At 69.2% G+C, this 12,055-nt stretch carries 9 protein-coding genes; 6 read left to right on the plus strand and 3 right to left on the minus strand.

What is annotated here, in order from left to right:
• Nucleotides 1-41 precede the first annotated feature (41 nt).
• The 3 genes from mfd to tpiA all read right to left on the minus strand — a co-directional run bounded on the left by mfd (nucleotide 42) and on the right by tpiA (nucleotide 5,076).
• Entirely contained in the window at nucleotides 42-3,551 is a 3,510-nt protein-coding gene (mfd, locus tag ACE3QW_RS13035; protein WP_374251789.1) for a transcription-repair coupling factor, read from the minus strand.
• A gap of 63 nt (nucleotides 3,552-3,614) precedes the next feature.
• Entirely contained in the window at nucleotides 3,615-3,911 is a 297-nt protein-coding gene (locus tag ACE3QW_RS13040) for a succinate dehydrogenase assembly factor 2 (protein ID WP_024278918.1), read from the minus strand.
• A gap of 415 nt (nucleotides 3,912-4,326) precedes the next feature.
• Nucleotides 4,327-5,076 (minus strand): triose-phosphate isomerase, encoded by a 750-nt coding sequence (gene tpiA, locus ACE3QW_RS13045; protein WP_029558625.1) that lies wholly within the window; start codon nucleotides 5,074-5,076, stop codon nucleotides 4,327-4,329.
• A 175-nt stretch (nucleotides 5,077-5,251) separates the two neighbouring features.
• Here tpiA and ACE3QW_RS13050 point away from each other — a divergent pair, with 175 nt between their 5' ends.
• The 6 genes from ACE3QW_RS13050 (at nucleotide 5,252) to ACE3QW_RS13075 (ending at nucleotide 11,962) form a co-directional block, all read left to right on the plus strand.
• Nucleotides 5,252-7,144: a SurA N-terminal domain-containing protein gene (locus ACE3QW_RS13050; protein WP_374251790.1), complete on the plus strand. Its 1,893-nt coding sequence runs from the start codon at nucleotides 5,252-5,254 to the stop codon at nucleotides 7,142-7,144.
• Between the two features lie 12 nt (nucleotides 7,145-7,156).
• Nucleotides 7,157-8,668 carry an anthranilate synthase component I gene (gene trpE / locus ACE3QW_RS13055; protein WP_374251791.1) on the plus strand — a complete coding sequence of 504 codons (1,512 nt, stop codon included), beginning with the start codon at nucleotides 7,157-7,159 and terminating at the stop codon, nucleotides 8,666-8,668.
• Between the two features lie 315 nt (nucleotides 8,669-8,983).
• Nucleotides 8,984-9,616 (plus strand): aminodeoxychorismate/anthranilate synthase component II, encoded by a 633-nt coding sequence (locus ACE3QW_RS13060; protein WP_051679259.1) that lies wholly within the window; start codon nucleotides 8,984-8,986, stop codon nucleotides 9,614-9,616.
• A gap of 20 nt (nucleotides 9,617-9,636) precedes the next feature.
• The gene (gene trpD / locus ACE3QW_RS13065; protein WP_374251792.1) at nucleotides 9,637-10,671 is read left to right on the plus strand and encodes an anthranilate phosphoribosyltransferase; all 1,035 of its coding nucleotides are present in this window, start codon (nucleotides 9,637-9,639) and stop codon (nucleotides 10,669-10,671) included.
• Nucleotides 10,668-11,459: an indole-3-glycerol phosphate synthase TrpC gene (gene trpC, locus ACE3QW_RS13070; RefSeq protein ID WP_374251793.1), complete on the plus strand. Its 792-nt coding sequence runs from the start codon at nucleotides 10,668-10,670 to the stop codon at nucleotides 11,457-11,459. Before trpD ends, trpC begins: the two co-directional genes overlap by 4 nt.
• A gap of 89 nt (nucleotides 11,460-11,548) precedes the next feature.
• Nucleotides 11,549-11,962, plus strand: coding sequence for a DUF2147 domain-containing protein (locus tag ACE3QW_RS13075; protein WP_374251794.1), 414 nt, complete (start codon nucleotides 11,549-11,551; stop codon nucleotides 11,960-11,962).
• The last annotated feature ends 93 nt before the right edge of the window (nucleotides 11,963-12,055 follow it).

Here is a 12,055-nt window from a genome sequence, read left to right on the forward strand (position 1 = left end):
CCACGTTGTAATTGATCCGGGATGTACCAGAACACCTGAAACTACGCTAATCCTTTCCGTGCGGAAAGATCTGCCAGCTTTTTCAGCACGGTGAGGGTGCCCTTCAGCCGGTGCTCGGCGTTCGGCCAGTCGCGCAGGAACACGACCTTGAAGTCGGGGCGCACCTTGGCCTGACTGCCCTCGTTGGCGATGAGCTTCACGAGGCCCGAGGGGTCCGAGAACTCGTTGCCGCGGAAGGTGAGCACCACGCCCTTGGGGCCGGCGTCCACCTTCTCCACATTGGCCTTGCGGGCCAGCGCCTTGATCTGGGTGAGCTTCAGGAGCTGGCCCACCTCCTCCGGCGTGGGGCCGAAGCGATCCACCAGTTCGGCGCCGAAGGAGTCGATCTCGGCATCGTCCTGGATGTCGGCGAGGCGCCGGTAGAGGGCGAGGCGGACGTGGAGGTCGGCCACGTAATCCTCGGGGATCAGCACCGGCATGCCGATGGTGATGTTGGGCGACCACTTGTCGTCCACATAGTCGGTGATGCCGGCCTTGATGTGGGCGATCGCCTCCTGGAGCATCTCCTGGTACAGCTCGTAGCCCACTTCCTTGATGTGGCCGGACTGCTCGTCGCCCAAGAGATTGCCGGCGCCGCGGATGTCGAGGTCGTGGCTCGCCAGCTGGAAGCCGGCGCCGAGAGTCTCCAGGGATTGCAGCACCTTCAGCCGGCGTTCCGCCTGCACCGTCACCGGCTTGGTGGCCGGCACGGTGAAGATGGCATAGGCGCGCGCCTTGGCCCGGCCGACGCGGCCGCGCAGCTGGTAGAGCTGGGCGAGGCCGAACATGTCCGCCCGGTGGACGATGAGCGTGTTGGCGTTGGGCACGTCGAGGCCACTCTCCACGATGGTGGTGGAGAGCAGCACGTCATACTGCCCATCGTAGAAGGCGGTCATGATGTCTTCGAGCGCGCCGGCGGCGAGCTGGCCGTGGGCCACCGCCACCTTCACCTCGGGCACCGAGGCGGCCAGAAACTCCCGCACCTCGGCGAGGTCCTCGATGCGCGGCACCACATAGAAGCTCTGGCCGCCGCGATAGCGCTCGCGCAGCAGCGCCTCGCGCACCACCAGCGGATCGAACGGCGTGATGAAGGTGCGCACCGCGAGACGGTCCACCGGCGGGGTGGCAATGATGGAGAGTTCGCGCACCCCGGTCATGGCCAGTTGCAGGGTGCGGGGAATGGGCGTGGCGGTCAGCGTCAGCACATGCACCTCGGCGCGCAGCTGCTTCAGCCGCTCCTTGTGGGCGACGCCGAAATGCTGCTCCTCGTCGACGATGACGAGGCCGAGATCCTTGAAGGCGATGCCCTTGCCCAGCAGCGCGTGGGTGCCGACCACGATATCCAGCGTGCCGTCGGCAATGCCCTTCTTGACCGCGGTGAGGTCCTTGCCCGTCACCATGCGGGAAGCCTGCCCCACCTGAACCGGCAGGCCCTTGAAGCGGTCGGAGAAGGTCTTGAAATGCTGGCGGGCGAGGAGCGTGGTGGGCACCACCACCGCCACCTGCTTGCCGGAGAGCGCCACCGCGAAGGCGGCGCGCAGGGCCACTTCCGTCTTGCCGAAGCCCACGTCGCCGCAGATCAGCCGGTCCATGGGATGGCCGGAGGCGAGGTCGTCCAGCACCGAGTCGATGGCGGCTTCCTGGTCGTCCGTCTCCTCATAGGGGAAGCGGGCGCGGAACTCGTCGTAGAGGCCCATGGCCGGCACCAGCTTCGGCGCCTCGCCGAGCTGGCGCTGGGCGGCGATCTTGATGAGTTCGGACGCCATCTCGCGGATGCGCTTCTTCATCCGCGCCTTGCGCTGCTGCCAGGCGCCGCCGCCCAGCTTGTCCAGCTGGGCTTCCGTCTCCTCCGAGCCGTAGCGGCTCAGGAGTTCCAGATTCTCCACCGGCAGGAACAGCTTGTCGCCGCCGGCATAATGCAGCTCCAGGCAGTCATGGGGCGCGCCCATGGCCTCGACGGTCTTCAGGCCGATGAAGCGGCCGATGCCGTGGTCCACATGCACCACGAGGTCGCCGGCGGTGAGCGCGGTCAGTTCGGTGAGGACATCCTGCGGGCGGCGCGCCTTGCGCTTGGGGCGCACGAGGCGATCGCCGAGGATGTCCTGCTCGCCGATGACGGCGAAGTCCGGCGTCTCGAAGCCAGCTTCCACGCCGAACACGGCGAGCGCCGCCTGGTTCTTCGGCAGGGCGGCGAGGCTGTCGAAACGGGAGATGGCGGCGCAGCCCTTCAGGCCATGGTCGGCCAGCACCGTGCCGAGGCGCTCACGCGAGCCTTCCGACCAGCCGGCGAGGATGACCTTCTTGGACTTCTGCAAATCCCTGACATGGGCGATGGCGGCGTCGAAGACGTTTGCGTCCTGGTCCGCCCGCTCGGCCGCGAAGGAGCGGCCCTGAACGCCGCCGAGGTCGATGACCTTCCCCGCCCCGCCCTCCGGCACGGCGAACGGCGAGAGACGGGCGAGGCGCATGCCCGCGAGGGCCTTCGACCATTCCGGGCCTTGCAGATAGAGCCGGTCCGGCGGCAGCGGATTGTAGATCGGTCCGCCGCTGAGGTCCTGCGCCTGCCGGCGGGCGTCGTAATAGTCGGCGATCTGGGCGATGCGCTCGCCGCCAGCTTCCTCGGCCAGCGGATCGAGCAGCAAAGTGCCGCCTTCCAGATAGTCGAACAGCGTGTCCATCCGCTCGTGGAATAGCGGCAGCCAATGCTCCATGCCGGCGTGGCGGCGGCCTTCGCTCACGGCCTCATAGAGCGTGTCGCCCTTCTGAGCGGCGCCGAACTGGGCGATGTAGGCCATGCGGAAACGGCGCATGGTGTCGGTGGTCAACTGGAACTCGGCCATGGGCACCAGCTCCAGCGACCTGAGCTGGGAGGTGGTGCGCTGGGTCTCGGGATCGAAGGCGCGGATGCTCTCCAGCGTGTCGCCGAAGAAATCGAGCCGGATGGGCGCGTCGAGGCCGGGCGGGAACAGGTCGATGAGGCCGCCGCGCACCGCATATTCGCCGGTGTCGCGCACGGTGGGGGTGCGCAGGAAGCCGTTCTGCTCGGCCCACTCGGTGATGCCGTCCAGCGCGATGGCATTGCCCGGGGCCGCCACCAGCGACTGCGACGCCACCAGCCCCTTGGCCGGCACGCGCTGCACTGTGGCGTTGACGGTGGTCAGCAGCACGCTCGCCGCCCCGCCCTTGATGCGGGCGAGCTTCGCCAGCGCCGCCATGCGCCGCGCCACGATGGAGGCGTTGGGCGAGGCCCGGTCATAGGGCAGGCAATCCCACGAGGGGAAGGAGATAACCTCCAGCTCGGGGGCGAAGAAGGCGAGGCCCCGCTCCAGCGCCGCCATGCGCTGGCCGTCGCGGCAGACCACCGTCAGGCTCGGCCACGGCGCGTTCTTGCCCGCCGCGATGGAGCGCGCGAGGTCCGCGACCACCATGCCCTCCATGCCGTCGGCGACGCGCGAGAGGGTCAGCGGCCGGCCTTCGGCCAGCACGTCGGCGATGGGCAGGGGACGCTTCAAGACAGGAACTCCGGAAGGACGGCGGGGGCGGAAGATCAGCCCGGCAAGATCAGCCCAGCAAGATCAGCCCGGCAGCCCGCGGCCCGAGAAATGGAAGGCGCAGATCTTGCGGAACAGCTCGGTGTCGAATTCCGGCGGGATCGGCTCGGTGCCGCTCACCCAGGCGAAGACCTTCTGGTCCTCGGGCTCCAGCAGTTCCTCGAAATCAGCGAGTTCCGCGTCCGACAGCGCGGTGATCTCGGCGTCGGCGAAGCCGCCGAGAATGAGGTCCATCTCGCGCATCCCGCGATGGCGGGCCCGGAACAGGACGCGGCGGCGCCGCTCGTCGAGGCCGTCGCTGGACCTGATGATGCCGGACATGAGGGGACCTCCAAAGCAAGGCGACGGCCGGGCCCTGCGGCCCGTCCGACACCGGCATATAGGGGCTTGTCCCCCGTCTTGGCCAGTGGGCACGGGGGATGGCGGCTGGTCGCGGCTGGATTCGCCGGTGCCGATAGGCCCCTCTCCCGCGAAGGGAGAGGGGCAAAACCGCCCACGGGGCGACAGCGGCGAAGCGGCTGGCCCGCGACACCGGCCGAACTCCCTCTCCCCTTGCGGGAGAGGGCTGGGGTGAGGGGTGAAGGATGCCGGACGGGGCGGGATTGCCGGGGGTCACCGCCAGTGGGCCGACGGGAAAACTCTTCCTCACCGTCGCGCGCATTGGCGGCGATACTCCCCTCACCCGTCTCGCGGCTGCGCCGCGATCCACCCTCTCCCGCGTAGGGGAGAGGGGAAATCAGCCCACCGCCCGGGCGATGGCGAGGAAATCGGCCGCCTTGAGGCTGGCGCCGCCCACCAGCGCGCCGTCCACATCGGCGGTGGCGAGCAGGGCGGCGGCGTTGTCGGGCTTCACCGAGCCGCCATAGAGGATGCGGATGCCGTTCGCCTCGGCGCCGAAGCGCTCGCCGAGGATATGGCGGATGGCGCCATGCACCTCGGCCACATCGTCGGTGGTGGGGGTGCGGCCGGTGCCGATGGCCCAGATGGGCTCGTACGCGACGACAAGGTTCGCCGCCGTCGCGCCATCCGGCACCGACTGGCGCACCTGACGCGTCACCACGGCGGCGGCTTCCCCGGCATCACGCTCCACCAGCGTCTCGCCCACGCAGACCACCGGGAGCAGCCCGGCCCGCCACGCGGCCTTCACCTTGGCCTTGACGATGGCATCGCCCTCCTGGTGGTCGATGCGACGCTCGGAATGGCCGAGAATCACCGCCACCGCGCCCGCGTCGCGCAGCATCTCGGCGGAGATGTCGCCGGTATGGGCGCCGCTCTCGGCCGGGTGGCAGTCCTGCCCGCCGATCATCAGCTGGGTGCCCGCGACATCGGCGGCGAAAGCACCGATGAGGGTGAAGGGCGGGCAGATCATGGTTTCCGCCGAAAGACCGGCAAGGCCGGCCGCCACGGTCCGCAACTCGGACTTGGCCGCCCGCAGGCCGTTCATCTTCCAGTTGCCTGCGATCAGGGGGCGGCGTTCGGCCGTCATAGCGGTTCCTCCGGGTTTTGCAGCAGCAGCAAGGCTCACGTAGGGGCCTCACGTACCAGAGCGGCGCGCCCGCTGGAAAGGGGTGCGACCATGCGCCGTTGCGAGGCCCCCTCCCCCTCCCTATGATGCGCCGCTTCCGCGCCGGGGCCCCCGGCGCTCTTCGAACGAATGAACGATGGTCCTTCAGACACTCCGCAAGGGCGCCTCCGGCTGGATCGCCAAGATTTTCCTCGTCGTGCTCACCCTCAGCTTCGTGGTCTGGGGCATCGCCGACGTGTTCCGCGGCATGGGCGCGTCATCTGTCGCGAGCGTCGGCGGCACCGAGATTTCGGCGCAGGTGTTCCGCCAGCAGTATCTCGACCAGCTCCAGCGGATCAGCCGGCAGGCCGGCCGTGCCATCACGCCCGAGCAGGCGCGCGCCTTCGGGCTCGACCGGCAGGTGCTGAACCAGATGATCGCCGACGCGACGCTGGACGCCGAGGCCGCCCGCCTCTCGCTCGCCGTGTCCGACGCGCAGATCGCCCGCGAGATCGCGGAAAACCCGAACTTCCGTGCCCCCGGCGCCAAGGCGTTCGACCCCAGCTATTTCCAGCAGATTCTGCGCTCCAATGGCCTGACGGAGCAGCGCTTCGTCGCCAGCGAGAAGCAGCGCCAGGTGCGTGACCAGCTCCTGCAGGCGCTCGGCGCCGGCGTCTCGGTGCCGCAGGTGCTGCTGGAGGCGGTCAACCGCTTCGAGGGCGAGACCCGCACCGCCTCCTATATCCGCGTGACCCCGGCCGCCGCCGGCACCCTGCCCGCGCCCACCGAGGAGGCGCTGCGCGCCTATTTCGATGCGCACAAGCTGGCGTTCCGCGCCCCCGAATACCGCAAGATCAGCGTGCTCGCGCTGACGCCCGCGACCCTCTCCGCCGGCATCACCGTGACCGACGCGGACGCCAAGGCCGACTACGACCGCACCATCGCCCGCTTCGGCAAGCCGGAGACGCGCGAGGTGCAGCAGATCGTCTTCACCAGCGCCGCCGATGCGGCGGCCGCGGAAGAGAAGATCAAGGCCGGCGCGACCTTTGCCGACATCGCCACGGCGCGCGGTCTGACGCCGAAGGACACCGACCTCGGCCTCGTCGCCAAGTCCGCCATCCTCGATCCGAAGATCGCCGAGGCCGCCTTCTCCCTCGCGGACGGCGCGGTGAGCGGCCCGGTGGAAGGGCGCTTCGGCACGGCGCTGGTGCATGTCACCAAGATCGTGCCCGGTTCCTACCAGCCGTTCGAGCTGGTGAAGCCGCAGATCGTTTCCGAGCTGCAGCTGGACAAGGCGAAGCGCATCATCCTCGACATGCACGACAAGGTGGAGGACGAGCGCGCCTCCGGCGCCACCCTCCAGGAAGCCGCGCAGAAGCTGGGCCTCAAGGTCCAGAGCTTCGATGTGGACCGCTCCGGCCACGACACGGCGGGCGCTTCGGTGGACGTGCCCGGCGGAGCCGACGTGATCTCCGGCGCCTTCGCCGCCCAGCCGGGCGTCGAGACCGACACGGTGCAGCTTCCCCAGGGCGGCGGCTTCGTGTGGTACGAGACCGCCGCCATCACCCCCGCCCGCGACCGCACCTTCGAGGAAGCCAAGGACGCAGTGACCGCCCGCTACACCGAGGCGGAGACGGAGAAGGCGGTGGAAGCCAAGGCCAAGGAGCTGATGGACAAGGCGAAGGCCGGCACGCCCCTCGCCCAGGTCTCGGCCGAGGCGGACATTCCGCTCCAGATCGCCGAGGGCCTACACCGCGGCCGCGCCGAAGGCCCGTTCAGCGCCGAAAGCGTCACCTCCGTGTTCGACGTGAAGGAGGGCGGCTTCGGCATCGCCCTCGGCGCGCCCGAGCCGGACCGCATCGTGTTCCAGGTGACGAAGGTGGAGGTGCCGCAGCAGATGCCCGACACCAGCCGCGTCAGTCAGGAGCTGTCGCGCCAGCTGGAGAATGACGTGCTGGTGCAATATCTCGCCGCCATCCAGAAGGAGCTGGGCGTGAAGATCAACGAGCGCCTGTTCGCCCAGGCGGTCGGCACCAACCCGGCGAACTGAAGGCCGGCGCCCGTGAACGCACCCACCGACTTCGACCTCTTCGCCTCGCGCTACCTCAGGGGCGAGGCACAGGTGGTCTCGACCACCCTCGTCGCCGATCTGGAAACGCCGGTCTCGGCCTTCCTCAAGCTCGCCGGCGACCAGCCCAACGCCTTCCTGCTCGAATCCGTCGAGGGCGGGCAGGCGCGCGGGCGCTATTCCATGATTGGGATGAAGCCCGACCTCATCTTCCGCGCCTCCGGCGATGTCGCCGAGATCAACCGAACGCCGGACGCCGACAAGGGCGCCTTCGTGCCCTGCGCCGAGCCGCCGCTGACCGCGCTCCGCTCGCTTCTGGCGGAATCCGCCATCGAGCTGCCGGAGGGCGCCCCGCCCATGGCGGCCGGCGTGTTCGGCTATCTCGGCTACGACATGGTGCGGCAGATGGAGAAGCTTGGCCCGACCAAGCCCGATCCCATCGGCGTGCCCGAGGCGCTGCTCATCCGCCCCACCATCATGGTGGTGTTCGACGCGGTGAAGGACGAACTGACCGCCGTCACCCCCGTACGGGCGAAGGAGGGTGTCTCGCCTCGGGCCGCCTGGGAGGCGGCGATCGAGCGCCTCGACCAGGTGGTGGCGGACCTCGACCGCGCCATCGCCCACCCGGCGCCCGATCCGTTCCACGGCGAGGTCTCGCAGGCCTCCAACACCAGCGCGGCGGACTTCTGCGCCATGGTGGAGAAGGCGAAGGACTACATCCGCGCCGGCGACATCTTCCAGGTGGTGCTGTCCCAGCGCTTCGAGAGCGCGTTCACCCTGCCGCCCTTCGCCCTCTACCGGGCGCTCCGGCGGGTGAACCCGGCGCCGTTTCTCGTCTATCTCAACTTCGACGGCTTCTCGGTGGTGTGCTCCTCGCCGGAGATCCTGGTGCGGGTGCGCGACGGGAAGGTCACGATCCGCCCCATCGCCGGCACCCGCAAGCGCGGCGCCACCCATGCCGAGGACGAGGCGCTGGCGCAGGAACTGCTCGCCGATCCCAAGGAGCGGGCCGAACACCTGATGCTGCTGGACCTCGGCCGCAACGACGCCGGCCGCGTCTCGCGCGTCGGCACGGTGAAGGTGACGGACTCGTTCTTCATCGAGCGCTACAGCCAGGTCATGCACATCGTCTCCAACGTGGAAGGCGCCATCGACCGGCGCTTCGATGCGGTGGACGCGCTCGCGGCGGGCTTTCCGGCCGGCACGGTCTCCGGCGCGCCAAAGGTGCGGGCCATGGAGATCATCGACGAGCTGGAGAAGGACAAGCGCGGCATCTATGCCGGCGCCATCGGCTATTTCGGCGCCAACGGCGAGATGGACACCGGCATCGTGCTGCGCACGGCGGGGGTGCAGGACGGGCGCATGTTCGTCCAGGCCGGCGCCGGCATCGTCTACGACTCGGTGCCCGAGAGCGAGCACCAGGAGTGCGTGAACAAGGCCAAGGCCCTGTTCCGCGCCGGCGAGGAAGCCGTCCGCTTCGCCGCCCGCGCCGGCAAGGGGCAGTGAGGGGATGGAGATGGGGATGACACGCCGCGAGCGATGGTGAAGCGGGAGCAGCCTCGCGCCCCGGACGCATGCAGCGTCAGCGGAATGCGAGCCGGGGCCCAGCGCAAGGAGGCCGCCGCAGGCGCTTCCTGATCCAGCGCTCTCCGGCATCGCCCGCTTCGCGGTTGTCCCTGCGCTGGACCCCGGATCTGCGCGCCAGCTCCGCTGGAGCTTGTCCGGGGAACCGCTTCGCGGCGCATCACCATTGACCGCCCGTCATTCCTCGCCTTAACACCCGCCATTCCCGCACAGCGCGGCGCGGGGCCGGAGTTCCAGATGTCCGCCACACAGGTTTCGGCCAATCCCTCCCCGAAGGTCACGCTGATCGATAATTACGACAGCTTCACCTACAACCTCGTCCATTACCTCGGCGAGCTCGGCGCCACCGTCACCGTCCACCGCAATGACAAGGTCAGCGTGGAGGAGGTGCTGGCCGAGAAGCCGGACGCCATCGTGCTGTCCCCCGGCCCCTGCACGCCCAACGAGGCGGGCATCTGCCTCGATCTCATCGCCAAGGCGGGGGACAAGGTGCCGCTGTTCGGCGTCTGCCTCGGCCATCAGGCCATCGGGCAGGTGTTCGGCGGCGACGTGGTGCGCGCGCCCTCCCCCATGCACGGCAAGATGAGCGAGATCCTGCACGAGGGCAAAAGCGTCTTCCGCGGCCTCAACCATTCCTTCCAGGCGACGCGCTATCATTCCCTGATCGTCGAGCGGGACACCCTGCCGGACGCGCTGGAGGTGACGGCCCACACCGAAGACGGCCTCATCATGGGCCTCGCCCACAAGAGCCTGCCCATCCACGGCGTGCAGTTCCACCCCGAGAGCATCGCCTCGGAGAATGGGCACGCGCTGATCCGCAATTTTCTCGAGATCGCCGCCGCCTTCAACGCTGAGAAGGCCAAGGGCTGAGACGGGGGCGAGGACACACCATGGACCAGTTCAAACCCCTGCTCGGCAAGGTGGCCACCGGCGCGAGCCTCAGCCGCGACGAGGCCGCCTTCGTGTTCGACCGCATGATGTCCGGCGAGGCGACGCCCTCCCAGATGGGCGCGCTGCTCATGGGCCTGCGCGTGCGCGGCGAGACGGTGGAGGAGATCGCCGGCGCGGTCTCCGTCATGCGCGCCAAGATGCTCACCGTGGACGCCCCCGACGAGGCGGTGGACGTGGTGGGCACCGGGGGCGATGCCTCCGGCTCCTACAACATCTCCACCTGCGCCAGCTTCATCGTCGCCGGCGCCGGCGTGCCGGTGGCGAAGCACGGCAACCGGGCGCTGTCCTCCAAGTCCGGCGCGGCGGATGTGCTCGCGGCGCTCGGTGTGCGGCTCGACCTTGATCCCGCCGGCATCTCCCGCTGCATCGGCGAGGCCGGCATCGGCTTCATGTTCGCCCCCTCCCACCATCCGGCCATGAAGCATGTGGGCCCGACACGGGTGGAGATGGGCACGCGCACCATCTTCAACCTGCTCGGCCCGCTCTCCAATCCGGCCGGCGTGAAGCGGCAGATGGTGGGCGTGTTCGCGAAATCCTGGATCGTGCCCCTGGCCGAGGTGCTGAAGGCGCTCGGCTCGGAAAAAGCATTCGTGGTCCACGGCTCGGACGGGCTGGACGAGATCACCATCTCCGGCGGCACCGACATCGCCGTGCTGGAAGACGGCCGCATCCACACCTTCACCCTCAATCCCGAGGACGTCGGCCTTGCCCGCGCCCCCGCCGAGGCGCTGAAGGGGGGCGATGCCGCCCACAATGCCGAAGCCCTGCGCGCCGTGCTGGACGGCGCCCCCGGCGCTTATCGCGACGTGGCGGTGCTGAACGCCGCCGCCGCCCTCGTGGTGGCCGGCCGCGCCAAGGACCTGACCGCCGGCGTCGGCATGGCGCAGACCAGCCTCGACACCGGCTCCGCCCGCGCGCGGCTGGAACGGCTCGTCACCCTTTCCGCCTCACTCGCCCCGGAGGCCGCGCAATGAGCGACATTCTCACCAAGATCGAGGCCTACAAGCGCGAGGAAATCGCCGCCGCCAAGAAGGCCCGGCCGCTCAACGAAATCGAGGCCGCCGCCCGATGCGCGCCCCGCGTGCGCCCCTTCGCCGGGGCCATTGAGCAGAGCCTGTCCGAAGGCCGCACCGCGCTCATCGCCGAGATCAAGAAGGCGAGCCCCTCCAAGGGCCTGATCCGCGCGGATTTCGACCCGCCCTCCCTCGCCCGCGCCTACCAGCGCGGCGGCGCCACCTGCCTCTCGGTGCTCACGGACACGCCCTCCTTCCAGGGCGCGCCGGACTATCTGAAGGCGGCCCGCACGGCGGTGAGCCTGCCGGTGCTGCGCAAGGATTTCATGTACGACACCTATCAGGTGGCGGAAGCCCGCGCCTGGGGGGCGGACTGCATCCTCATCATCATGGCCGGTGTGGATGATGCCCTCGCCCGCGACCTCGCCGACGCGGCGGCGGCGCACGGCATGGATGCCATCGTCGAGGTGCATGACGACGCAGAGCTGGACCGCGCGCTGGCGCTGCCCTGCCGGCTCATCGGCATCAACAACCGCAACCTGCGCACCTTCGAGACCACGCTGGAAACCTGCGAGCGCCTCGCCCCGCGCGTGCCGAAGGACCGCATCGTCATCGGCGAGAGCGGCATCTTCACCCCGCAGGATGTGGCCCGGCTGGCGCAGGTGGGCATCGGCACCATCCTGGTGGGCGAGAGCCTGATGCGGCAGGAGGATGTCGCCTCCGCGACCTGCCAGCTGTTGGCCACATAGGCCTCGCCACCCCGGCTTGCCGTATACGTGAAGTTACTCTTTAATACGTGAGGCGGCCCGCAAGAGGCCGCACGCAAGGGAGGAGCTTCATGAAGACGTTTGCGATTGCCGGCCTCGCCGCCCTTCTCGCCACGCCTGTTTTCGCCGCGGACCCGACCGGCCTGTGGCAGACCCCCACCCGCAGCGGGCAGGTGGAAATCTCCAAATGCGGCGCCAGCCTGTGCGGCCGCCTCATCTCCTCCGAGGGGCTGAAGGCCGATCCGGCGCTGAAGGACGTGAACAATTCCAACGCCTCGCTGCGCGGACGGGCGCTGAAGGGCCTCACCATCCTCACCGGCTTCTCCGGCGGCCCGCAGGAATGGAGCGGCGGCAGCATCTACAATGCCGAGGACGGCAAGACCTATTCCGGCACCATCACCATGGATGGTGACAACACGCTGAAGCTGCGCGGCTGCGTGGTGGTCCCGCTCTGCAAGACGCAGGTGTGGACCCGCCTGCGCTGACCTGAACCCAACCCGGCAACACTGCCTTTCCGCCGCATTGCTCCTGCGGCGGTGGACAGGCGCCGCCGCGGACGCCATCTTCCCCCCGACATC

It is taken from the genome of Xanthobacter sp., assembly GCF_041911315.1.
GTDB classification, from domain to species: domain Bacteria; phylum Pseudomonadota; class Alphaproteobacteria; order Rhizobiales; family Xanthobacteraceae; genus Xanthobacter; species Xanthobacter aminoxidans.

Bases quoted from the DNA above. Each gene is read 5' to 3' on its own strand.
- ACE3QW_RS13040 (WP_024278918.1), bottom strand. From the start codon at position 3,911: ATGTCCGGCATCATCAGGTCCAGCGACGGCCTCGACGAGCGGCGCCGC.
- tpiA (WP_029558625.1), bottom strand. From the start codon at position 5,076: ATGACGGCCGAACGCCGCCCCCTGATCGCAGGCAACTGGAAGATGAAC.
- ACE3QW_RS13050 (WP_374251790.1), top strand. From the start codon at position 5,252: ATGGTCCTTCAGACACTCCGCAAGGGCGCCTCCGGCTGGATCGCCAAG.
- ACE3QW_RS13060 (WP_051679259.1), top strand. From the start codon at position 8,984: ATGTCCGCCACACAGGTTTCGGCCAATCCCTCCCCGAAGGTCACGCTG.
- trpD (WP_374251792.1), top strand. From the start codon at position 9,637: ATGGACCAGTTCAAACCCCTGCTCGGCAAGGTGGCCACCGGCGCGAGC.
- trpC (WP_374251793.1), top strand. From the start codon at position 10,668: ATGAGCGACATTCTCACCAAGATCGAGGCCTACAAGCGCGAGGAAATC.
- ACE3QW_RS13075 (WP_374251794.1), top strand. From the start codon at position 11,549: ATGAAGACGTTTGCGATTGCCGGCCTCGCCGCCCTTCTCGCCACGCCT.